At 72.6% G+C, this 21,621-nt stretch carries 18 protein-coding genes; 8 read left to right on the top strand and 10 right to left on the bottom strand.

What is annotated here, in order from left to right:
- Window positions 1–24: 24 nt before the first annotated feature.
- Both ACIHCX_RS33190 and ACIHCX_RS33185 read left to right on the top strand, forming a co-directional pair.
- Complete coding sequence (locus tag ACIHCX_RS33190; protein WP_400036166.1) at window positions 25–1,122, top strand: P1 family peptidase; 1,098 nt, start codon at window positions 25–27, stop codon at window positions 1,120–1,122.
- Between the two features lie 160 nt (window positions 1,123–1,282).
- Window positions 1,283–2,740, top strand: a complete 1,458-nt coding sequence (locus tag ACIHCX_RS33185; RefSeq protein ID WP_400036164.1) for an aldehyde dehydrogenase family protein — start codon at window positions 1,283–1,285, stop codon at window positions 2,738–2,740.
- Window positions 2,741–2,827: 87 nt separating this feature from the next.
- Here the strand turns inward: ACIHCX_RS33185 and ACIHCX_RS33180 are convergent, their stop codons facing one another.
- The 3 genes from ACIHCX_RS33180 to phnA all read right to left on the bottom strand — a co-directional run bounded on the left by ACIHCX_RS33180 (window position 2,828) and on the right by phnA (window position 6,761).
- Window positions 2,828–3,961, bottom strand: a complete 1,134-nt coding sequence (locus tag ACIHCX_RS33180) for a TIGR03364 family FAD-dependent oxidoreductase (protein ID WP_400036162.1) — start codon at window positions 3,959–3,961, stop codon at window positions 2,828–2,830.
- Between the two features lie 70 nt (window positions 3,962–4,031).
- The gene (locus ACIHCX_RS33175; RefSeq protein ID WP_400036160.1) at window positions 4,032–5,372 is read right to left on the bottom strand and encodes an MFS transporter; all 1,341 of its coding nucleotides are present in this window, start codon (window positions 5,370–5,372) and stop codon (window positions 4,032–4,034) included.
- Between the two features lie 144 nt (window positions 5,373–5,516).
- Entirely contained in the window at window positions 5,517–6,761 is a 1,245-nt protein-coding gene (gene phnA, locus ACIHCX_RS33170) for a phosphonoacetate hydrolase (protein WP_400036158.1), read from the bottom strand.
- Window positions 6,762–6,985: 224 nt separating this feature from the next.
- On the opposite strand from phnA, the gene ACIHCX_RS33165 reads away from it, so the two are divergent.
- Together ACIHCX_RS33165 and ACIHCX_RS33160 are read left to right on the top strand one after the other, a co-directional pair.
- Window positions 6,986–7,909: a LysR family transcriptional regulator gene (locus ACIHCX_RS33165; RefSeq protein WP_400036157.1), complete on the top strand. Its 924-nt coding sequence runs from the start codon at window positions 6,986–6,988 to the stop codon at window positions 7,907–7,909.
- Between the two features lie 301 nt (window positions 7,910–8,210).
- Window positions 8,211–9,482: a helix-turn-helix domain-containing protein gene (locus ACIHCX_RS33160; RefSeq protein ID WP_400036155.1), complete on the top strand. Its 1,272-nt coding sequence runs from the start codon at window positions 8,211–8,213 to the stop codon at window positions 9,480–9,482.
- Window positions 9,483–9,507: 25 nt separating this feature from the next.
- Here ACIHCX_RS33160 and ACIHCX_RS33155 read toward each other — a convergent pair whose 3' ends face one another.
- Window positions 9,508–10,932, bottom strand: coding sequence for a purine-cytosine permease family protein (locus ACIHCX_RS33155; RefSeq protein ID WP_400036153.1), 1,425 nt, complete (start codon window positions 10,930–10,932; stop codon window positions 9,508–9,510).
- 136 nt (window positions 10,933–11,068) lie between these two features.
- Window positions 11,069–12,274 carry a CaiB/BaiF CoA transferase family protein gene (locus ACIHCX_RS33150; RefSeq protein WP_400036151.1) on the bottom strand — a complete coding sequence of 402 codons (1,206 nt, stop codon included), beginning with the start codon at window positions 12,272–12,274 and terminating at the stop codon, window positions 11,069–11,071.
- Window positions 12,275–12,545: 271 nt separating this feature from the next.
- Here ACIHCX_RS33150 and ACIHCX_RS33145 point away from each other — a divergent pair, with 271 nt between their 5' ends.
- Window positions 12,546–13,688: an acyl-CoA dehydrogenase family protein gene (locus tag ACIHCX_RS33145; RefSeq protein WP_400036149.1), complete on the top strand. Its 1,143-nt coding sequence runs from the start codon at window positions 12,546–12,548 to the stop codon at window positions 13,686–13,688.
- Between the two features lie 30 nt (window positions 13,689–13,718).
- On the opposite strand, the gene ACIHCX_RS33140 is transcribed toward ACIHCX_RS33145, so the two are convergent.
- Window positions 13,719–14,768 carry an aldo/keto reductase gene (locus ACIHCX_RS33140; RefSeq protein ID WP_400036147.1) on the bottom strand — a complete coding sequence of 350 codons (1,050 nt, stop codon included), beginning with the start codon at window positions 14,766–14,768 and terminating at the stop codon, window positions 13,719–13,721.
- 213 nt (window positions 14,769–14,981) lie between these two features.
- Between ACIHCX_RS33140 and ACIHCX_RS33135 the strand changes: the two genes are divergently transcribed.
- Entirely contained in the window at window positions 14,982–15,704 is a 723-nt protein-coding gene (locus tag ACIHCX_RS33135) for a CBS domain-containing protein (protein WP_400036144.1), read from the top strand.
- 23 nt (window positions 15,705–15,727) lie between these two features.
- Here the strand turns inward: ACIHCX_RS33135 and ACIHCX_RS33130 are convergent, their stop codons facing one another.
- Entirely contained in the window at window positions 15,728–16,606 is an 879-nt protein-coding gene (locus ACIHCX_RS33130) for an endonuclease/exonuclease/phosphatase family protein (protein WP_400036142.1), read from the bottom strand.
- 256 nt (window positions 16,607–16,862) lie between these two features.
- Between ACIHCX_RS33130 and ACIHCX_RS33125 the strand changes: the two genes are divergently transcribed.
- Window positions 16,863–18,755 (top strand): exo-alpha-sialidase, encoded by a 1,893-nt coding sequence (locus tag ACIHCX_RS33125; protein WP_400036140.1) that lies wholly within the window; start codon window positions 16,863–16,865, stop codon window positions 18,753–18,755.
- Between the two features lie 52 nt (window positions 18,756–18,807).
- On the opposite strand, the gene ACIHCX_RS33120 is transcribed toward ACIHCX_RS33125, so the two are convergent.
- The gene (locus tag ACIHCX_RS33120) at window positions 18,808–19,140 is read right to left on the bottom strand and encodes a putative quinol monooxygenase (RefSeq protein ID WP_400036138.1); all 333 of its coding nucleotides are present in this window, start codon (window positions 19,138–19,140) and stop codon (window positions 18,808–18,810) included.
- A gap of 238 nt (window positions 19,141–19,378) precedes the next feature.
- Between ACIHCX_RS33120 and ACIHCX_RS33115 the strand changes: the two genes are divergently transcribed.
- Entirely contained in the window at window positions 19,379–19,957 is a 579-nt protein-coding gene (locus tag ACIHCX_RS33115) for a restriction endonuclease (protein ID WP_400036136.1), read from the top strand.
- A 16-nt stretch (window positions 19,958–19,973) separates the two neighbouring features.
- On the opposite strand, the gene ACIHCX_RS33110 is transcribed toward ACIHCX_RS33115, so the two are convergent.
- The gene (locus tag ACIHCX_RS33110) at window positions 19,974–20,834 is read right to left on the bottom strand and encodes a cytochrome c biogenesis CcdA family protein (protein ID WP_400036134.1); all 861 of its coding nucleotides are present in this window, start codon (window positions 20,832–20,834) and stop codon (window positions 19,974–19,976) included.
- The gene (locus ACIHCX_RS33105; RefSeq protein WP_400036132.1) at window positions 20,831–21,592 is read right to left on the bottom strand and encodes a DsbA family protein; all 762 of its coding nucleotides are present in this window, start codon (window positions 21,590–21,592) and stop codon (window positions 20,831–20,833) included. The genes ACIHCX_RS33110 and ACIHCX_RS33105 overlap by 4 nt, the downstream gene beginning before the upstream one ends.
- Window positions 21,593–21,621: the final 29 nt, after the last annotated feature.

Raw genomic sequence — 21,621 nt, 5'->3', positions numbered from 1 at the left:
GCGCATGACGTAGCGTCCGGTCGTATGGAACCCACGGCTCACCTCCAGCCGGCACCGGGCACCCGGCGCCGGGCCCGTGACCTCGGCATCGTCGTCGGGCACGGCGACACCGGCCCCCTCAACGCGATCACCGACGTGCCGGGCGTCCGGGTCGGGCACACCACCGTCCGTCGTCCCCCCGAGGTGCACAGCGGAGTGACCGCCGTCGTGCCCGGTGCCGTCGGCCCCAACGCGCCGCTTCCCGCAGGGGTGTTCACCGGCAACGGCTACGGCAAGCTCATCGGCACCACCCAGCTCACCGAACTCGGCACGCTGGAGACCCCGGTGCTGCTCACCTCCACCCTGTCGGCGTTCCGGGTCGCCGACGCCCTGGTCGGGTGGATGCTCGAACGGCCCGGATGCGGCGAGGCCCAGAGCCTCAACCCGGTCGTGGGCGAGTGCAACGACGGCCTCCTGTCGGACATCCGCGCCCGGCCGGTGCACGAGGAGCACGTCCGGGCCGCACTCGACGGGGCGTCAGGCGGCCCGGTGGCCGAGGGCTGCGTCGGCGCGGGAACCGGCACCGTCGCCCTGGGGTTCAAAGCCGGGATCGGGACCGCCTCGCGCACACCCGACCTGGGAGGCCGGCCGTACACGGCCGGAGTCCTGGTACAGGCGAACTTCGGCGGCACGCTGCGGGTGCTCGGCCGCCGCGTCACCCCGCGGTCCCTGGGCCCGACCGGCGACCCGGCGCCGCTCGCGGAGACCGGCTCCTGCATGATCGTGGTGGCCACGGACGCCCCGCTCGACGCGCGCCAACTCACCCGCGTCGCGCGGCGGGCCGTGTTCGCCCTGGCCCGCACCGGCGCGGCCTACAGCCACGGCAGCGGCGACTACGCCATCGCCTTCGCCACGCGCCCGGAGGCGGGCGCCACGGTGGCCGACGCCGAACTGGGGCCCCTGTTCGAGGCCGTACTCGACGCCGTCGAGGAGGCGGTGCTCAACTCCCTGCTGGCCGCGACCACGACCACGGGCTTCGGCGGCCGCACCGTTCCGGCCCTGCCCGCGGACCGGCTGCTCGACGCCCTCACGGATCCCGTGGCAACCCGGCTGCCCGACGGCCGGAAACAGCCGCCCGGCTGACCCGGGATCCGCGCCCGGCACGCGCCAGGCGTGTGCCCGGCACGCGATAGGCCGCGGCTATCGGCCGCATTCGGCAATCGCGCATTGTGACGGCCCGGCCCTTCGGAGAGCCTGACCAGGTCCGGCGGCACGGCCGGCGTGGTCCAGCGAAGGGGAGGGCATGGCACAGTCACAGCACCTTCGGCGCAACTTCATCGACGGACGGTGGGACCCGGCCGAGTCGGGGCTGACCCGGGAGAACGTCAACCCGGCCGACGTCACCGACCGGATCGGGGAGTTCGCCGAGTCGGGCGGCGTCGACGTGGACCGGGCGGTCGACGCCGCCACGGCCGCGCTGCCCGGCTGGCGCGGGCTCGGGCCGGTCAAGCGAGCCGCGTTCCTTGCCCGGGCCGGGACACTGCTCGGCGAACGGGCCGAGGAGTTCGCCGCCGTCATCACCCGCGAGCAGGGCAAGCTGCTCACCGAGGCACGCGGTGAGGTGGCCCGGGCGCGGTCCGTACTCGACTTCACGGCCGGACAGGCGCGGCTGCTCGGCGGGGTCACGGCGCCCGCCGAGGACGAGCGCACGTTCGCCTGCACCTTCCGCCGCCCCATCGGCGTGGTGGGCCTGGTCTCGCCGTGGAACTTCCCGTTGGCGATCCCGATGTGGAAGGTGGCGCCCGCGCTGCTGTCGGGGTGTACGGCGGTGCTGAAGCCCTCGCCGCTGACCCCGCTCACCGCGGCGCTGCTGGTGGAGGTGTTCCAGCAGGCCGGAGTTCCGGACGGGGTGCTCAACCTGGTGCAGGGCGACGTCGCGGCCGGCGAGGCGCTCGTCGCCAACCCGGCGGTGACGGGCATCAGTTTCACCGGCTCGCTCGCCGTGGGCACCGCCATCCAGACCGCCGGCGCGCACCGGCTGCTGCGCACCCAGCTGGAGCTCGGCGGCAAGAACGCGGTCGTGGTCTGCGACGACGCCGACCTGGACCGGGCCGTGGACGCCGTCGTGCACGGCGCGTTCGGGCAGGCCGGGCAGCGGTGCAGCGCCACGAGCCGGGCGGTGGTGGACGTCCGGGTGCAGGAGGAGTTCCTCGAGCGGCTGGTGCCACGGGTCGCCGGGCTGCGCGTGGGGCCGGGCGACGACCCGGCCTCCCAGGTGTGCCCGGTGGTCAACACGGTCCGCAGGGACGCGGCACTGTCGGCGATCGCCGGGGCGCAGCGCGACGGCGGCAAGGTGCTCTGCGGAGGCGGCCCCGGCGAACGGGCGGACCTGCCCCGGGGGTGCTACGTGCAGCCGACGGTGATCCGGGACGTGCCGTGGAACAGCGAGCTGGCCCAGGAGGAGGTCTTCGGCCCGGTGCTGGCCGTCGTCGACGCGGACGGGTTCGACGACGCGATACGGATCGCGAACTCGGTGAAGTACGGAATGAGCGCCACGGTGTTCACGGCCTCCCAGGCGCGGGCGTTCGAGGCGCTGGAGCGCTTCGAGGCGGGGATGCTGCACGTGAACCGTCCGGGTGTCGGCGCGTACGCGCACCTGCCCCACACGGGCGCGAAGGCGTCCCAGTACGGGCCCCCGGAGTGTTCGCCCCAGGTGTGGGACTTCTACACCGCGTGGCACTCGGCCTGCATCGCCTACTGACCGGCGCCCGCAGGCCCGGCGGCCGGACCGGAAACGGTGAGGAGCCCCGGCGGGAACTTCCCGCCGGGGCTCCTCACCGTCCCGCGCTCAGGCGCCGATGTTCTCCTCCGCGAGTCCGAAGGACAGGGTCATGCCGGCGCCGCCGACACCGTTGACGACGGTGACGCCCGGCTCAGGGGAGACGACGAGTTCGGTGCGTCCGTCCCGGAGCGAGGGGTAGTAGCCCGCCCAGCGTTCGGTGACGCGGGCGTCGGGCAGGGCGGCGAAGGTGCCCAGGTAGTCGAGGACGGCCTCGTTGATCTCCTCGTTCTCGAAGGGGTCGTGCGTCATGCCGTAGGCGTGGCTGTCGCCGATCGTCAGCCGTCCGTCCGCCGTCTGGGACAGCAGCACGTGGATGCCGTGCTCGCGGTGGAACGGCAGCTCGGCGGCCATGCGTTCGGCGAGCGCGGCACGCGCGGCCAGGCCGTTGAAGGCCGCGTAGTGCAGCAGGGTGAGACCGCCGCAGAGCATCGGGCCCAGTTGCCGGCCGCCCGGCTGCACGCCGGTCCGCATCATCTGGAGCTTGCAGCGGACCAGGCCGCTCTGTGCGAACACGTCCGGATACAGCGTCGCGAAGTCGTTCCCGCTGCACACGAAGACCCGTTCCGCGCGCCACTCGCCCGCGGTGGTGGAGACGGCCGGCATGTCGATCGAGCGCACGGTGGTGCCGAACCGGATGTCCACCCCGTACTCGGCGACGAGGTGTCCGGCGACGGCGGGGATCGCCTGCCGGGGGTCGACGTTGACCTCGGTGGGGCTCCACAGGGCGGCGAGCAGGCCGTCCGGCCGGGCGGTCGAGCTGCGCTCGGTCGCCTCCCGGGCCGTGATCAGGGTGGTGCCGTGTTCCCGCGCGGCGGGCGAGGCGGCGAGGAACTCCTCCAGGACCGCGACCTCGTCGGGGTGGTGCGCCAGGTGCAGCGAGCCGGTCCGCTCGGCCCACAGCCCGGTCTTGGCGGCGATCTCCAGCCAGATCTCCCGGCTGCGCAGCGCACGTTGGTAGACGGCGCCGCGTTCCTGGCCGATGGCCCAGATCATGCCGAAGTTGCGGATGGAGGCGCCGACGGCGAAGTCGTCGCGTTCGAAGACGACGACGCGTTCGCCGCGGCGGGCGGCGGCCAGGGCGTGTGCGAGTCCGACGATGCCTGCGCCGACGACGACGGTGTCGGCCCGGTTGACGGTCATGGGTCGGTTCCTCTCTGAATACGGTGGAAGGTACGGCGAGGGGTTGCCCCGGGGTTCTGGAGGACTGAGCTCACCCACCGGCCGCGCGCGGCGTCCGGTTCCAGTGCGGCAGCATCAGCAGCCCGGCGAGCAGCGCGGCGACGGCGAACCCGGTGAACAGCACGCCCCCGGAGAGGAACCCGGGCAGCAGGCCACCGAGGATCGCGCCGACGGAGCCGCAGCCGTTGACCAGCCCGGCCGCCGTGCCCGCACCCTTGTCGGTGCCGAAGTCCACCGCGGCGACGCAGGAGATCATCGAGTCGGCGGCGTACACGGTCAGCCCGATCACGGCCAGGACGCCGATCATGACGGGGACACTGCCGGTCGCGGTGAGCGGCATGAACAGCGCCATGGCCGCCGTCAGCAGGGCCAGGGCGAGCACGCACGGTGGTACGCGACGCGAGGCGAACAGCCGGTCGGAGACCCAGCCGACGGCGATCGGAGCGAGAACGCCGGCCGCGCCGAACGCGATCGGGACGAGCACGGCACCGACCTTGTCGAGGTCGGGCAGCCGCCGGCTGACGAGAACGGGACCCCACAGCAGGATCGCGTAGCGGGCGGGCTTGAGCAGGAAGTAGGCGGCGCCGAGAGTCAGCACCATGCGGTCGCGCAGCGTCTCACGGTAGAGGGCGATCCCGTGGTGCGTCCCACCCGTCGGTGTGGCCGGTGCGGGCCGCCCGACCGGCGCCGTCTCCTCGGCCGGTGCGTCGTCCTCGGCGATGCCCGCGTCCCGCGGAGAGTTCTTCTGCAACGCGGCGAACAGCAGCAGTACGGCGCCGAGCGTCGCGGCGCCCGAGAAGAACGCGGCCCGCCAGCTGCCGAAGAGGGAGTACGCGATCCAGCCGAGGAACGGGGGCGCGGCCAGGCCCCCGAACGCGTAGTTGGTGCTCCACAGCCCGAGGATCCGGCCGCGCCGGTGCACGGGGAAGAAGCTGCCCATGTTCTTGCACAGCGGAGCCCAGCCGGCCGACTGGGCGAGGCCCTGGACGACCATCGCGCCGCCGAAGACCAGCAGGGCGCTGCTGAGGCCCATCACGCAGGCCGCGGCGATGGCGCCGATCATGCCGCCGATGACGACCACCCGGGGACCGAAGCGGTCGGCCCACATGCCCCACAGGAACTGCCCGGCCGCGTAGGCGGCCAGGTACACCGCGTCGATGACGCCGAGGGCGTGTTCGGTGAGCGCGGTGTTGACGGACGGGTCGTCGAGGATGCCGAGCTTGGCGACGGAGAAGGCCTGGCGCACGAAGTAGAACCCGGCGTAGGCGAGCCAGGTCACGGCGAAGATCCGCCGGCGCCAGCGGACGGCGACGACCTCCGCCGGGCCGGTCAGGGGAGTGCGGTGCGGTTGCGGTGGTGCGAGGTCGGCCATGGCAGTGTCCTGTCCCTCGTCTGGGGCGGATGGGCTGGCGTGGGGGGCGGCAGCGGGCATGGCAGGGCCCCGGACGCTCGTACTCGGGACTCGGCGTGCCGAGCCCCGGCGGCCGGGGCCGGTCGCCGACGGGGTGCTGGACGGTCAGGCGGACACAGGCTCACCCGCCGCGATCGCCGTGCCGACCCAGAACGCGTCGAAATTGCGCAGGCGGTGCCCGTCGGGCAGGCCGGCGACGGGCGCGTTCACGAGGAACGGCACCTTCTGCTCGGACAGACCCCCGTGCGAGCGCAGCGGCTCGGTGAAACCGGAGATGTCGTGCCGGGCGGGCGTCGTACCGAGCACGGTGTTGCGTTCCGCGATGACGACGAGGTCGCCGATGCGGTCGCCGGGCAGCTCGAAACGGGCGGCCGCCGCGTCGCGGGTCAGCACCGCCGCCACACCCTCCAGGGCCTGGAGACGGGCGGTGACGGCGCCGCTGTCGGCGTGCTCGGGAAGGTGGACGGTGGCGTACGAGCCGAGTGCGCCGTGGTGCACGGTGTACGGGTCGGTGATCGGCAGCACCACCCGTGCCGAGCCCGGCTCCAGGTGGGCGTCGAGGACGTCCTGGAGATGGACGACCCGGGCGTTCCCGTCGCGGTCGGCCTTGGCGTTCATGCCGTGGTCGGCGGTGACGACGAGTACCGCGCCGAGCGCGTCGATGCGTTCGAAGTACTGGTCGAGCATGGCGTAGAAGTCGTTGGCGACGGGCGATCCGGGGGCGTGCTTGTGCTGGATGTAGTCGGTGAGCGACAGGTACATGAGGTCGGGGCGGTCCTTGTCGAGGATGTCGGTCCCGGCCGCCATCACCAGTTCGCTGAGCTCGGCGCTGTAGACGGACGGCAGTTCCATGCCGGTCCTGGCGAGGACCTTGCCGATGCCGTTCTCCTCCTCCGTGGCCTGGTCGGCCTTCTCGGCGGAGAAGCAGATGCCGTCGGCGAGACCGCTGCCGAGGAGCCGGCGCAGCTTGTCCTTGGCGGTGATGACGGCGACCTTGGCCCCCTGCCGCGAGAAGGCGGCGAACAGGGTGGGCGCGCGCAGCAGTTCGGGGTCGTTCATCATGACCTCGGTGCCGCGGGCGGGGTCGTAGAAGTAGTTGCCGCAGATGCCGTGGACGGAGGGCGGCACCCCCGTGGCGATGGACAGGTTGTTCGGATTGGTGAACGACGGCATCGTGCAGTCGGCGCGCAGGTCGCTGCCCGCGGAGAGCATGCGTTCCAGGAAGGGCATGCGGCCGTCGGCGATGGCCCGCTCGTGGTAGGCGTCCTCGCTGCCGTCGATGCACACGACGACGACGGGCCGGCGGGGCCGGTGGTAGCGGCGTCCGTTCACTGTCAGCGGTTCGGTCATGTGCGGATCCACCTCTGGAGGTCGAAGGAGCCGGGAGGGCCGTAGCGTCGGCCGCCCCGCTTTTTCATGGGTAGCACCGCGCCGTGGACGGGCAGAACCACCGGATTCGCTATGGCGCTCATAGCCGCTCGCGGTGCGCTCGCCGGCTCTCGCACCCTCCCCACCAGGGTGTTCGGGCGCTAGAGTCGGCGGCTCGGGCGATTCGCGACGGCACGGGGAGGCGTGTGGAACTCAACCTGCACCGATTGTGGATCTTCATGCAGGTCGTGGAGCACCAGGGCTTCTCGGCGGCGGCGCACCGTCTCTACATGAGCCAGCCGTCGGTCTCCAACCAGGTGCGCCGGCTGGAGCAGTCCCTCAAGGTCACCCTCATCGACCGCTCGGGGTCCCGGGCGCGGCCGACCGCCGAGGGCGAGATCCTGGCCGAGTACGGCAAGCGGGTGTTCCTGCTGGCCGAGGAGGCCGTCGCGGCGGTGCAGCAGGTGAGCGGCCTGGTGTCGGGGCGGCTGCTGGTCGGCGGCTCGACGACCGTCGGCACGTATCTGCTGCCGCCGCTCCTGGCCCGCTTCCAGCAGCGGCACCCGGGCATCGAGTGCGACATCTTCGTGGGCAACAACGAGGCCGTGCTGGAGCGCCTGCTGGCCGGGGACATCGGCGTCGCCGTGGTCGCGGGCGTTCCGGCGGAGTCCCGACTGGTGCCCGAGACGGTGCTCGGCGAGCGCCTGGTGCTGATCGCGGCGCCGGGGCATCCGCTGGCGGCGCGGGACCAGGTGGGCCCGCGGGACCTGAAGGGCTGTCGCGTGCTGCTGCGCGAGCCGGGGTCGCAGACGCGGGAACTTCAGGAACAGGTGCTCGCGGACTGGGAGTTGACGGAGGTGTCACGGGGCGAGGTCTGGGGGCCCGAGGCGGTCAAGCAGTGCGTGGCGGCGGGCCTCGGACTCGCCCTCATCTCCGAGCACGCCGTGGTGGACGACGTACGCGCCGGGACCCTGACCGTCCTGCCGGTCGACCCGGCCCCGCGCTCCCGGCCCGTCAACCTCGTCCGCCGCAGGGACCGTCTGCTGTCCCCGGCGGAGCGCGCGTTCATCGAACTGCTGCGCTCGGTAGGCCAGTGGCCGCGCGAACTTCCGGAGTCCCTGACGCCCTGAACCGTGTCTCCCCGAGCGGTGGCCGGAGCCGGCGTGGCCCGGCCCGCACGGGCCGTTTCGTGCTGGTGCACAATCGTCGTGTGCCCGTCTCGGTTCCCGACCTCCTCGCCGAACCCGCCCTCAGGCTGCGCGCCCTGACCAGCCACTGCCAGGACGAGGACCGGCGGATCGGCTGGGCGTCGACCACGGAGCTCCCGGACCCGACGCCGTTCCTGCGCGGTGACGACCTGGTGATGACGACGGGCATGCTGGACCGCGACGACGCCGAGTGGAGCCGGCTGGCCGGCTGGCGGAGCTTCCGGTGGCCGCGCTCTGCTTCGGCACCGGGCTGGTGCACCAGGAGGTGCCGCCCGTCGTCGTCGAGTCCGCCGAGCGGGCCGGTCTGGCCCTGCTGGGCTCACCCGTGGAGGTGCCCTTCGCGCAGATCAGCCGCTGGGTGGCCGACCGGATCTTCGCGGAGCGCTACGACGCGGTGCGATCGGCCGTCGTCCTCCAGGACCAGCTGGTCAGGGAGCTGCTGTCCGGTCACGGACTGCGCGGGCTGCTGCGGCGGCTGCACCGCGAACTGGGGGCGGGTCCGGTGGCCGTGGTCGAGCCGGGCGGGCGCGTGCTGGCACGCCACCCCGCCTCGTCGGCGTGGCCTCGGGCCGGTGCGGACGAGAAGGCGGCGGACGACGGGGGGACGTCCGTGCCGATCGTGGTGGACGGTGTGCCGGTCGCGTGGCTGCGCACCCGGCTGGGCACGGCGCGGCAGGACGTGCTGTCGTTCGCCACGAGCATCCTCGGCCTGGAGGTGGCCCGCCACCAGGCCGTGCTCAACGGCCGGCGGGAGCTGCTGGGCCAGCTCCTCGAGGACGTCCTGCACCGCACGGTCTCGGACACCGACGCCCGCCGCCGGCTGACGGCGTACGGCCTCGCGGTGGAGGGGCCGCACGTGGTCGTGGTCGCCCGGGTCGGCGGCGCCCTCGGGCGGCTGCGCAGCCTGCCGTGGACCCTGGGGCCGCTCCTGGAGCGTGAGGGCGACCGGCTGCCCACCGCCCTGATCGACGACACCGTCATGGTGATCGTGCCCGACGGCGTCGACGCCGAGTCGGCCGCCCGTACCCTCGCGGACCGCCTGACCGTGCTGGACACGGGGGTCCGGGTGGGCGTGGGCGAGCCGCGACGCGGCGTGGCCGGGCTGCGGCTCGGCTACTTCGAGGCACGCCAGGCGGCGCAGGCGGGCCCCGGGGTGCACCGGGCGGCGCCGCTGAGCATCGCCGGCCTGCTGATGGGCAATCTGGACCTGCCGCTGCGGGAACTGGGTCACGCCGTGCTCGCGCCGCTGCTGCGGCACGACGAGGCGCACCGGGCCGAACTCGTTCCCACGCTGCGGTCGTACCTCGCCCACGACTGCGTGCCCGCCGCGACCGCCCGGGACCTGACGCTCCACCGCAACAGCCTGCGCTACCGGCTGCGGCTGATCGAGCAGCTCACCGGCCGCGATCTCGACCGTCTGACCGACCGCACGGAGCTGTGGCTCGCCCTCCTGGCGCTGGAGGCCGACCCCGCCGGCGCACCGCCCGGGCAGTGAACGGGTGCGCCCGGCCCCGCCGCCCTCAGGGGGTGGGGGAGGGGGAAGCGGCCCTCGTCGCCGGCTCGGCGGTGAGGATCATGCGGTCCGGAACGTGGGCGGTGTCCCGGCGGGCCGTGAGCCAGTAGAGGGCGGCCGGTACGGCCAGGCCGACGATCCAGGAGATGTCCGTGCCGCCGAGCGGCGCCACCAGCGGACCGGTGTAGAAACTGGTGGCCAGGAACGGCAGTTGGACCAGAAGACCGATGCCGTAGACGACGAGTGCCTTGACGCGCCAGGCGCCGTAGCGGCCGTGCGGGTCGCTCAGGGCGGGCAGGTCGTAGCGCTCCTTGGCGATCAGGTAGTAGTCCACCAGGTTGATCGCCGACCAGGGGGTGAAGGCCGTGAGCAGGAAGAGCAGGAAGTCCTTGAACGAGGTCAGGAAGCTGTCCTTGCCCAGGAGGGCGACCGCGGTGCCCGCGATCATGATCCCGGCGATGTAGGCGGCGCGGCCGCGGGTGGACAGCGCCCGCTGCTCGCGGAAGCCACTGATGCCGGTGACCACCGACATGAAACCGCCGTAGGTGTTGAGCACGTTCACCGTCAGCTTGCCCAGGGCGATGACGAAGTACAGGAACGAGGCCGCGAGGCCGGCGCCGCCCAGGCCGACGACGTAGCCGACCTGGTTGTCGACGAAGGCGCTGCCGGCCGCGGCCGCCGCGAGCGCGCCGAAGGTCATGGACCACTGGGAGCCGAGGGCCGAGCCGCCGAGGGTCCACCAGAAGGTGGCGCGGGGAGAGGTGGAGCGGGGCAGGTAGCGCGAGTAGTCGGCGACGTAGGGGCCGAAGGCGAGCTGCCAGGACGCGGAGAGGGAGAGGGCGAGGAGGAACAGCGGCAGGTCGAAGGAGCGGTTCGCGAGGAGGGTGCTCAGGTCGGTGTGATCGAGGAGGCGGATGCCGAGGTAGACGAAGGCGAGGGCGCACACGATGCTGGCCACCCGGCCCAGGGTGTGGATGAGCCGGTAGCCCACGAGTGTGGTGACCGCGGTGACCAGGGCGAAGATCACGATGCCCGTGGTGTCGCCGAGGTGGGTGAGTTCGCCGACCGCCTGGCCCGCCAGCACGCTGCCGCTGGCGAAGAAGCCGACGTACATGACGACGACCAGGACCAGCGGGACGACGGCTCCTCGGACGCCGAACTGGGCCCGGCTGGAGATCATCTGCGGGAGGCCGAGGCGGGGCCCCTGGGCGGAGTGCAGGGCCATCACCGCACCGCCCAGCAGGTTGCCGAGCAGCAGGCCGATGATCGACCACAACGCGCCCCCGCCGAAGACGACGGCGAGCGCGCCGGTGACGACCGCGGTGATCTGGAGGTTGGCGCCCAGCCAGAGAGTGAACTGGCTGAACGCGCTGCCGTGCCGTTCGGCGTCGGGGACGACATCGATCGAGCGTTGCTCTACCACGCCTGTCATGGATATGCCCTCTTTCACGGATCCGCTCGTGAACTGCATAAGGTCATTCAGGATGGGATCGGATGAATGAGAGGTCAATACTTCGGCGGCAAAATATGGGCTGGGAATTGTCCGGGGGAGGCAGTGGGCCCCGGACTCACCGACGGCTCCGGACCCGGCTCTCGCGGAGCCATTGCCCGACGACCGCGTCGGCGTGCTCGCCGAGAGCGGGGCTCGACGCCGCGGTCCCGTGGGCCTCGGTGCCGGTATCGGTGTCGGAGCCCGTTCCGCCCGCCGCGTCGTCCGGGCCGAACCGCGCCGGCTGGCGCAGGAACGGCGTGCGGCCCAGTACGGGGTGGTCGAACTCGCCGACGAGCCCCCGCCCGCGGATCTGTTCGCTGCCCACCGCCTCGGCCAGGTCCCGGATCGGGGCGGCCGGAACCCCCGCCGCCCGCGCCGCCTTCAGGGCCTCCTCCGTGGTCAGTCCGGCCGACCACCGCTCGGTGATCTCCCGCACCTGCCCGATGTGCCGCGCCCGGGCGGCGTCGTCACGGAAGCGCGGGTCCGACGGCATGTCGGGCCGCCCCACCATCCGGGCGAACCGGGCGAACACCGCCTCGCCCGCGACCGCGACCGCCACGAGGCCGTCGGCGGTGCGATAGGTGTCGAACGGGGTGGAGACCGGATGCCGGTTGCCGACCCGGCCCGGCAGGCGTCCGGTCGCCGTGAGCAGGCTCATCGCGGTCACCTGCAGCGACACCAGCGAGTCGAGCATGGCCACGTCGATGTACCGGCCCCGGCCGCTGCGCTCCCGGTCGAACAGCGCGGCGTTGATGGCCCAGGAGGCGAACAGTCCGGCCACCAGGTCGCCGACCGACTCGCCGACCCTGGTGGGCGGCCCGTCGGGGGTGCCGGTGCCGGCCATCAGGCCGGACATGGCCTGGACGATCAGGTCGTAGGCGGGATACTCCCGCATCGGGCCGCTCTGCCCGAAGCCGGAGATGCTCGCGTACACCAGTCGCGGGTTGGCCGCGCGGAGCGTGGCGTGGTCGATGCCGAGCCGCCGGGCGACCCCGGGACGGTAGTTCTCGACGAAGACGTCGGCCTGCTCGGCCAGCCGCAGCAGCAGTGCGTGGTCGCCGGGATCCTTCAGATCGAGGACGATGCTGCGCTTGCCGCGGTTGAGCTGGGCGAAGTACACGCTCTCGCCCTTCCGGAACGGTCCGAGGTGCCGGGCGTCGTCACCGCCCGGCGGCTCGACCTTGACCACGTCGGCGCCGAGGTCCGCCAGCAGGGCCGTGCAGTACGGGCCGGCCAGCACCCGGCTCAGGTCGAGCACGCGCAGGCCGTGCAGAACAGTCATGGCTTCACGCCTTTCGGTCGGGGCGGCGGCGTCGCACCGCGGCATGCGGAACGTAAGCGCGGGGCCTTCGGGGCGTCGATGTGCGGCTGCACGAAGATCCGCCGGATCGTCGTGCGCGCGCACCTTGGCGCGGCGGGCGGTTCTGCGCCGCAATGGAGCCGGACCCGTACCCGAGCCGTACTCCGGCATCCCGGCAACCCGGCATCCCGGCATTGCGACGTGCCGGCGTGCCGACATCCCGACGTGTCGACATTCCGACCGAGGAGCACTCATGACGACGCCGTACCTGCTGCCCCCGATGTACGACGAGTTCCGCGCCGCGGCCCGCGCCGTGGCCGAGAAGGAACTGGGGCCCCGAGCGGCGGAGGTCGACGCGCGGGGCGGCTTCCCGCACGAGAACCACGACACGCTGGTGGCCGCCGGGCTGCACGCACCGGGCATCCCGGAGGAGTACGGCGGCGACGGTGTCGACGCCCTCGCCGCGGCCATCGCGGTCGAGGAGGTCGCCCGGGTGTGCGCGTCCTCGTCCACCATCCAGACGTCCAACAAGCTCGGCGTGGTACCGCTGCTGCTGGCCGGCACGGAGGAGCAGCGGCGCCGGTACCTGCCCGAAGTGGCCTCCGGGGACGCGCTGATGGCCTACGCCATCAGCGAGCGGGAGGCGGGCAGCGACGTCGCCGCGATGCGCTGCCGGGCCACGGCCGACGGGGACGGCTGGATCCTGGACGGCGTCAAGACCTGGATCACCTCGGCCGGCGTGGCCAGGTACCTCATCGTCTTCGCGGTCACCGACCCCGACGCGGGCTCCCGCGGCATCTCGGCGTTCGTCGTCCACGCGGACGACGCCGGCATCGGCTACGGCGAGCCCGAACGGAAGATGGGGCTGAAGGGTTCGGTCACCCGCGAGGTGTACTTCGACGGCTGCCGGATCCCCGGCGACCGCCTGCTCGGCGAGCGCGGCAGGGGCCTCCGGCTGGCGCTGGCGACCCTGGACCACACCAGGGTCTCGGTCGGTGCCCAGGCGCTCGGCATCGCTCAGGGAGCCCTCGACACCGCGCTCGCCTACGTCCGGGAACGGCGGCAGTTCGGCAGGGCCGTCGCCGACTTCCAGGGCGTCCAGTTCATGCTCGCCGACATGGCCATGAAGGTGGAGTCGGCACGGCAGATGGTCTACGCCGCGGCCGCCCGCAGCTGTGCCGGCTCACCCGACCTGACGTACTTCGGGGCGGCCGCCAAGTGTCTGGCCTCCGACACCGCCATGGCGGTGACGACCGACGCAGTGCAACTGCTCGGCGGTTACGGCTACACCAAGGACTTTCCCGTCGAGCGCATGATGCGCGATGCGAAGATCACCCAGATCTACGAGGGGACCAACCAGATCCAGCGGATCGTGGTGGCCCGCAACCTGCCGTAGGGCCTGTTGCGCCCTGGCCCCCGCCGGACTTCACACGGCGGACCGGGATGCGGCCGGGCGTCGCCTGAGCGTCGGTTCGGCGAGAGACGGCGGCGTCCACACGCCGTCAGGGGGGTAGACATCGGTTCCGGGCGGCACGATGGCGTCGAGCCGGTCGAGTACGGCGTCGTCCAGCACCACGGACCTGCCCTTGAGCGTGCTGTGCAGGTGCTCCATCGTGCGCGGGCCGATGATCACCGACGTGACGGCCGGATGCGCGAGCGGGAAGGCGATGGCCAGCTCCGGCAGTGAGCAGCCCACTTCACGGGCCACTTCGACGAGCTGCTCGACGATCTCCAGTTTCGCGGCCGTGCGCGGCGCCGACGGATCGAAGCGGTCGGGGTTCAGGGTGGGACGCCCGCTGCTCAGATCGAGAGCCAGGCCCTTGCGGTAGCGGCCGGTGAGGAATCCGGAGGCGAGCGGACTCCAGGTCAGCACCCCCATCCCCAGGCGTTCCGCCACCGGCAGCACCCGCCGCTCGACGCCGCGGGCCAGCAGCGAGTACGGCGGCTGCTCGGTGCGGAACCGCTGGAGCCCCCGCCGGTCGGCCACGTGGTACGCCTCCACGATCTCGTCGGCGGGGAAGGTGGAGCAGCCGAACGCCCTGATCTTGCCCTCGCGCACCAGGTCGGTGAGGGCCGAGAGTGTCTCCTCGATGTCGGTGGTGTGGTCCGGCCGGTGCACCTGGTAGAGGTCGATCCAGTCCGTTCCCAGCCGCCGCAGGCTGTTCTCCACCTCCCGGACGATCCAGCGCCGTGAGTTGCCGCCGCGGTTGGGGCCGTCCCCCATGGGGAAGTGGACCTTGGTCGCGAGCACCACGTCGTCGCGTCGGCCCTTCAGCGCCTCGCCGACGATCGTCTCCGACTCCCCGGCCGAGTACATGTCGGCCGTGTCGACGAAGTTGATCCCCTCGTCCAGCGCGGCGTGGATGATCCGGACGCACGCGTCGTGGTCGGCGTTGCCGACGGACCCGAACATCATCGTGCCGAGACAGTACGGGCTGACCTTGATACCGGTCCCGCCCAGAACGCGGTGACGCATACGACTCTCCTTGGCTGGCGCCTGCTTGGACGGGTCGACCCTACGAACTGGAGTCCGCTCCAAGGCAAGCGCGGCCCAGGAGTCCGCCGTCGGCCGGCGCGGGTGACCGCGCGGGGGACGAAGGGACTTTCGGGGTCCCGGCAGGGACTGTTCGGCCTCAGCGGGAAGGCGGCGGGTGGGGTGGACTGGAGGTGACAGGAAGGGCGCTGAGTGATGAGACGACGCAGTGTGGGCGAGCTGATGAGCCCCACCGCCGTGAGTGTGCGACCGGGCACGGCGTTCAAGGAGATCGCACGCGTCCTCGACGAGTACGACATCACCGCCGTCCCGGTGGTCGACGACGAGGACCGGCCGATCGGAGTGGTGTCCGAGGCGGACCTTCTCCGCAAGCAGACCCGCGGTGGCGCGGGGAGGAACGCGGGGGAGCTGATGACGAGCCCCGCCGTCGTCGCGCAGCCCGGCTGGCACGCCGTGCGTGCCGCGCGGACGATGGAGCGGCACCGGGTCAAGCGCCTGCCGGTGGTGGACGGCGACGGCCGGCTGGTCGGCGTGATCAGCCGCAGCGACCTGGTGCGGCTGTTTCTGCGCCGGGACCGGGAGATTCAGCGGGAGATCCTGGAGGACGTCATCGTACGGACGTTGGGCCTGCGGCCTTCGGCGCTCGCGGTCGAGGTCGCCGAGGGCCGGGTGGTCCTCAGCGGCACGGTGGAGCGCAAGAGCCTGATCCCGGTCACCGTGCGGCTGTGCGACAGCGTCGACGGCGTGGTGGAGGTGGTGAACCGGCTCGGCTTCGACCGGGACGACACGGTGAACCCTCCCGCCGTACGCGGCGGTTCGGCTCGCTCCGGGGTCGGGGTGAGCACGGCGCCGGGCGGTGGGCACGGCCTGTCGTCGGTGCTGTCACCGCCCCGGCTCCGCTTCGGACGCCGCTGGTAGCCACACGTCCAGGATCAGGCGGGTCAGCGGCCGCGCTGGTGGAGTTCCAGGTCCGCGACCACGGGTCGGTGGTCGGACGCCTCCGTGGCGATCTCCCGGGCACCGGCCACGGTGATGTCGGGGGAGACGGTCACGAAGTCGATGCGCTGTTCCGGATGGACCGCCGGGTACGTCCCGCCGCCGTCGGGGGCGGCGTCCCTCAGGTGCTGCCAGAGTGGCGCCAACTCCGCGGCGTTCGCCTGGGCGTTGAAGTCCCCGACCAGGATCTTCGGACCGCGGTCGGCGGCGAGCACGTCGAGCATGTCCGCCACCTGGGCCGTGCGGACCGACGGGTCGCCCCGGTAGTCCAGGTGCGTGTCGTAGACGTGCACGTGCGCACCCCTGACGTTGAGCGTCACCTCGGCGAAACCGGGCGCCGGGGCCGGCACCGGATCGCTCGTCTGGGTGGACAGCCGGGTGATCTCGTGGTTCTCGGCCTCGAGCACCGGGTGGCGACTGAGCACGGCGACGCCGAACCGGCGGCGCTCGGCGCCCGGGGTGGCCGGGTCCATGTCGTAGATCGGTGCGAAGAACACCCGCATGTCCAGCTTCTCGGCCAGTGCCCGGGCCTCGTCGACGAAGTCGCTGCGGTCGCCCCAGTGGACGTCGACCTCCTGGAGGCCGATCACGTCGGCGCGCAGATCACGGAGGGCCCGCGCGGTGCGGTCGAGGTCGAAGACCTCGTCCTCGCCGGCCCCGGCGTGGATGTTGTAGGTCGCCACCCGCAGCGGCACCGCCGGGGCGCGGGATCCGGCCGGGCCGGCGTCCGCGGCCGTCGCCGGACCCGCGACGGCGAGCGCGGCGGTGGCGGCGAGCACGGCGGCCAGGCCGCACCGGACAGGACGTCGGAACGTGGGCTTCATGCCGTTGACCCCTTCACCGTCTCCTCGGACAGTCACAGAACACCAGTCACAGAACAACCGCTGTGACGAGTGTGGTTGACGATGCCGTCCGCGTCGAGACCGCCTCCGCCCGGTCCCTGACGAGCGGTCAGTGCCACGGCGGGCCGACGTCCCTGCCGTGGCACATCCGTGGAACTGGAGGGTTCACGTAAGACGTCAGACGTCTTATGATCCCGTCGGCGGCAGACGCCCTGCCGTTCCGAGCGATAGGACAGCGATGTCTCACTTCCGGCGAAGGCTCCGATGGGGAGCAGGTCTGGTCGGGCTCTCCACCGTCGTGGCGCTGGCGGGCGGCGTGCCCGCGGCCGCGGCCAGCAAGCGGGCACCGGACTTCGACGCCAGGCCCCCTCAGGCCGGCAAGCCCTTCTACACGGAGCAGCAACTCGCGACCAACGGCGAGGGCGGGTTCCCGAACTACCGCATTCCGGCGCTGGCCGTCACCAACAGCGGTGACATCCTCGCCGCCTACGACGGCCGGCCCACCGCGATCGACGCGCCCGGCCCCAACTCCGTCCTCCAGCGCCGCTCCACCGACGACGGCGCCACATGGGAGAAGCAGACGACCGTCCACGGGGGCAAGGGCGAGGCGCCCATCGAGGGCTACTCCGACCCCAGTTACCTCGTCGACCGCTCCACCGGCGACATCTTCAACTTCCACGTGAAGTCCTTCGACCAGGGCTTCGCCGGGTCCCGGCCCGGTGTCGACCCCGAGGACCGCGATGTGCTCCACGCCGAGGTGAGCGTCTCCCACGACGACGGCCGCACCTGGCGGCACCGGGTCATCACCGAGGACGTCACCGCCGACCTGGGCTGGCGCTCCCGGTTCGCCGCGTCGGGTCAGGGCATCCAGCTGAAGTACGGCACGCACGCCGGGCGGCTGCTCCAGCAGTACACGATCATCAACGGCGCCGGTGTCTTCCAGGCCGTGTCCGTGTACTCCGACGACCACGGCAGGACCTGGAAGGTCGGCGAGCCGGTCGGCGCGGGCATGGACGAGAACAAGACCGTGGAACTCTCCGACGGCCGCGTCATGCTCAACTCCCGCGACTCCGACCGCTCCGGTTACCGCAAGGTCGCGATCTCCGACGACGGCGGCGTCACTTACGGCAAGGTGACCCTCGACCGGGAACTGCCCGACCCGGCGAACAACGCCTCCGTCGTCCGCGCCTTCCCCAACGCGCCGAAGGGTTCGGACCGCGCCAAGGTGCTGCTGTTCTCCAACGCGGGCTCCACCAGCCAACGGGCCGACGGCACCGTCCGGATGAGCTTCGACGACGGCCGGACATGGCCGGTCGCGCGGGTCTTCCAGCCGGACGGCATGGCCTACTCGACCCTGGCCACCCTGCCCGGCGGCGACGTCGGCCTGCTCTACGAGCCCGACGGCGGCAACGGCGGCATCCGCTTCGCCCGGTTCAACCTCGCCTGGCTCCAGGGCGTCGCCGCGCCGCTGACGGTCGACGACCTCACCATCGAGCGCGGCGGCACGGCGGCCTTCACGCTCACGGTGGCGAACCAGAGCGGCTCGGCCCTCCAGGTGAAGGACCTCGCCCTCGGGGTGCCGGCGGGCTGGACGTACCGGCTCACGCCACCGGAGCGGATCCGCCCGGACTCCTCCGAGGCCGTCACCGTCACCCTCACCGTCCCCGAGGACGCGACCGGGGGCAGCCACCCCGTGACCGCCACGCTCACGGACACCAAGGGACGTACCTCGCGGGGCTCCTTCACCGTCGAGGTGCCGAAGACGGCCGAGGAGAGCACGCCGGGCCGCATCCAGGTGACCGGCGGCACCCTCACCACCCCGCGGAACGACGGCTACCGGCCCGGTGACACGCTGGTCTTCACCTACACCGTCACCAACCTGTCCGACGCGACCACCACGGTGGTGCCGAGCGGGAACCTGAGCGACCTCGACCCGGCCACCGACGTACGCAACTGCCGGTGGCGCGACCTCGGGGCGCACGCCTCCTACACGTGCGCCTTCCCGTACCACGTCGTCTCGCAGGAGGACCTGGACGCGGGGCACTTCACCCCGGTGACCGAGTGGACCTCGACCTCCGGCGGCACCGTCACCGTGGTCGGGCACACCGGCGAGCGCGTCGCACTGGACTGACCCGTCGCCCTGGGCGAACCGCCTCGCGGGAGAACTCCCGCGAGGCGGTGTCTCACTCCTGTCCGGAGACGGCCATCTCGCCCAGCAGCGACCAGTCGTCCTGCGCCAGGTTCGCGTTGACGATCCGAGGCGTCTCGGCCAGATGGGGCGGCAGGGTCCGCTGCGCGGCCCTGAAGTGCTCCGACTGCACGTGCGCCGCCCCCGCCGCGTCGTCGCGGAAGGCCTCGACCAGGACGTACTCCGTCGGGTCCTCGACGCTGCGGGACCAGTCGAACCACAGGCAGCCCGGCTCGGCGCGGGTGGCCGCGGTGAACTCGGCGGCGATCCCCGGCCACTGGTCGGCGTACTCGGGGCGGACACGGAACTTGGCGGTGATGAAGATCATCGGTTTCCCTCGGGTGGCTCTCCGCACGCGACCGAGCCGCCCGCCGTGCGGTCCCACGCGCGAGCGGCGCCACAGGGGTGCCGCTGTGCGGGCCGGGACGGGCCGGCGGTGGGTCGGCTGAATACGGCCGTAGCCGTGACAGGTCGGACACGGCAGGCTGTGATGATCGTAGCCGACGGGGAACAGACCGCCCGGGGGTGCGGCGGGCACCGCCGGAAGGGGGAGGGGACGGAACCCGATGGGGATCGCGCTGCTGGTGGCGTGCGCCGTCGTCGTGGCCGCGGCCGTCGTGACGGGCCTGGTGCGGGCCGGGCGGCGGGAGGCCCGGGCGGAGCGGACCCGACTCGCCGAGGAGGCGCGGCGGCAGGCGCGCCGGTCGCTGGACGAGGTCTGGGCGATGGACGGCCCGCGCTTTGAGGAGCACGTCGCCGCCCTGTGCCGCCGGGACGGCTGCACCGACGTCCGGCGGGTCGGCGGCGCCGGTGATCTGGGCGCGGACGTGACCGGACGCCTGCCCGACGGCCGACGCATCGTCATCCAGTGCAAGCGGTACGCCAGGCACCACAGCGTCGGCAGTCGTGACCTCCAGACCTTCAACGGCACCGCACGAGCCGAACACCGGGCCGACGTCCCGGTCTTCGTCGCCTCCTGCGTCTTCACCGGGCCGGCCCGCGCGTTCGCGGCCCGGCACCGGTTGTTCCTCGTCGACGTCGACCTGCTCGGCTTCTGGAACAGCGGGACCGCGTTGACCGCGTTGCTGGACCTGGACATCGGCCGGTCCGGAACGAACCGCCGACTGGGCCCGGACCGCGACTGACGGGAGGTCCGTCCGGTCAGGCGGCGGAGTCGGTGCCGTCCGGGTCCTCCCCGTGCGGGAGCCGGCGAAGCCGGAGCACGGCGGCCGCCGCCGTACCGGCGCCGGCCAGGGCCAGCACCAGCAGCAGAGCCCGGTCGGAGACGGCCTCGCCGATCCGCCTGGCGCCGCTCTCCCAGGCCGCCTCGGTGTCGATGTCGAGGAGGGAGGGCAGCGCCGAGGTGCCGTCGAAGAGCAGGAACACCACGCCCAGCAGGACGAAGAGGACCCCGCCGGCGAGTGAGGTGGTGTGCACCGTCAGCGGTCCCCACCGCAGCGCGCGCCCCCGCAGCCATCGCCGGTGGCCGAGGTCCCAGCGGTCCCACAGCAGCGCCAGGACGAACAGCGGAACGGCCATGCCCAGTGCGTAGACGGCCAGCAGGAGCCCGCCGTGCGCCGGACTGCCGTCGAGCGCCGCGACGGTGAGGATGCCGCCCAGGATGGGACCCGCGCAGAAGCCCGCCAAGCCGTAGACGGCGCCCAGGGCGAAGACGGACACGGCGGATCCCGTCCTGCGGATGCCCGCCGCCTGTTGGAGGCGGCGCGAGCCGAACCCGAGGCCCAGGATCTGCGCGAGGCCCAGCCCGATCATCGTCCAGCCGCCGACCGCGACCAGCACCTCGCGGTGTCCGTAGAACAGGCGGCTGGCGAAGGAGCCCGCCACGCCGAGCGGCACCAGCGTGGTGCACAGCCCCGCGTAGAAGACGGCGGTGCGCAGCGACAGGCGGGTGCGGCTGGTGAACGAGTAGGCGAAGAACGCCGGCAGCAGCAGCGCACTGCACGGGCTGAGCAGCGCCAGCAGGCCGCCGAGGAAGGCGGTCGCGACGGTGACCCCGCTCACCGCCGGGCTTCCTTCGCGGCCTTCTCGACGGCGGCGGTGAACGTGCTCAGCGGCTGCGCGCCGAGGACGGGTGTGGCGTTGACGAGGAAGGCGGGCGTGCTGGACACGCCCAGCGCGTAGCCCTCCTCCCGGTCCCTGCTCACCGACACCTCGGCGGCCTCGGACTTCAGGTCGGCCTCGAAGCGGTCGAGGTCGGCGACTCCCGCCTCACGGGCCATCTCGCGCAGCCGGGGGGAGGAGAACGCGCCCTTGTTGCGCGGGCGTTCCTTGGCGTAGACGACATCGTGGAACTGCCAGAACCGCCCCTGCCGTCCAGCGGCCCAGGAGGCCCGGGCGACCCGTTCCGATTCGGCGCCGAACACGGGGAAGTTGCGCCACTCGATGCGCAGCACTCCCTTGTCCACGTACGAGCGGACGAGTTCCGGCTTGGTCTCCCGCGCGAACCTGCCGCAGTAGGGGCACTGGAAGTCCTCGTAGGCGATCAGTACGACCGGCGCGTCGGCGCGGCCCAGGGCCAGCGGGTCCTGCTGGTCCCTGCGGGCCAGGGCGAGCAGCGCCTTCTGCTGTTCGTCGGGGGTGGCATCACCGGCGGACGGCGAGACCGCGGACGGCGGGACGGCGGCCGCCGGCCGGTCCCGGGGCGCGGAGTCCCCGGAACCGCCGGCGAGGGCGGCCACCGCGGCGACGACGGCCGCCGTACCGCCGCCCACGGCGATCCAGGTCAGGCGGCGACGGCGGGCACGAGAGGAAGAAGACACGGAACACCTCCGAAAGTGAAGTGTGTGAC

This window comes from Streptomyces sp. NPDC052043 (genome assembly GCF_044548235.1).
Lineage (GTDB): Bacteria > Actinomycetota > Actinomycetes > Streptomycetales > Streptomycetaceae > Streptomyces.
This window is presented reverse-complemented; position numbering and strand designations above follow the sequence as displayed.

Coding starts and splice junctions, on each gene's coding strand:
- ACIHCX_RS33145 (WP_400036149.1), top strand. CDS start 12,546: ATGACGACGCCGTACCTGCTGCCCCCGATGTACGACGAGTTCCGCGCC.
- ACIHCX_RS33115 (WP_400036136.1), top strand. CDS start 19,379: ATGGGGATCGCGCTGCTGGTGGCGTGCGCCGTCGTCGTGGCCGCGGCC.
- ACIHCX_RS33155 (WP_400036153.1), bottom strand. CDS start 10,932: ATGACAGGCGTGGTAGAGCAACGCTCGATCGATGTCGTCCCCGACGCC.
- ACIHCX_RS33120 (WP_400036138.1), bottom strand. CDS start 19,140: ATGATCTTCATCACCGCCAAGTTCCGTGTCCGCCCCGAGTACGCCGAC.
- ACIHCX_RS33130 (WP_400036142.1), bottom strand. CDS start 16,606: ATGAAGCCCACGTTCCGACGTCCTGTCCGGTGCGGCCTGGCCGCCGTG.
- ACIHCX_RS33140 (WP_400036147.1), bottom strand. CDS start 14,768: ATGCGTCACCGCGTTCTGGGCGGGACCGGTATCAAGGTCAGCCCGTAC.
- ACIHCX_RS33175 (WP_400036160.1), bottom strand. CDS start 5,372: ATGGCCGACCTCGCACCACCGCAACCGCACCGCACTCCCCTGACCGGC.
- ACIHCX_RS33185 (WP_400036164.1), top strand. CDS start 1,283: ATGGCACAGTCACAGCACCTTCGGCGCAACTTCATCGACGGACGGTGG.
- ACIHCX_RS33125 (WP_400036140.1), top strand. CDS start 16,863: ATGTCTCACTTCCGGCGAAGGCTCCGATGGGGAGCAGGTCTGGTCGGG.
- ACIHCX_RS33150 (WP_400036151.1), bottom strand. CDS start 12,274: ATGACTGTTCTGCACGGCCTGCGCGTGCTCGACCTGAGCCGGGTGCTG.
- ACIHCX_RS33180 (WP_400036162.1), bottom strand. CDS start 3,961: ATGACCGTCAACCGGGCCGACACCGTCGTCGTCGGCGCAGGCATCGTC.
- ACIHCX_RS33135 (WP_400036144.1), top strand. CDS start 14,982: ATGAGACGACGCAGTGTGGGCGAGCTGATGAGCCCCACCGCCGTGAGT.
- phnA (WP_400036158.1), bottom strand. CDS start 6,761: ATGACCGAACCGCTGACAGTGAACGGACGCCGCTACCACCGGCCCCGC.
- ACIHCX_RS33190 (WP_400036166.1), top strand. CDS start 25: ATGGAACCCACGGCTCACCTCCAGCCGGCACCGGGCACCCGGCGCCGG.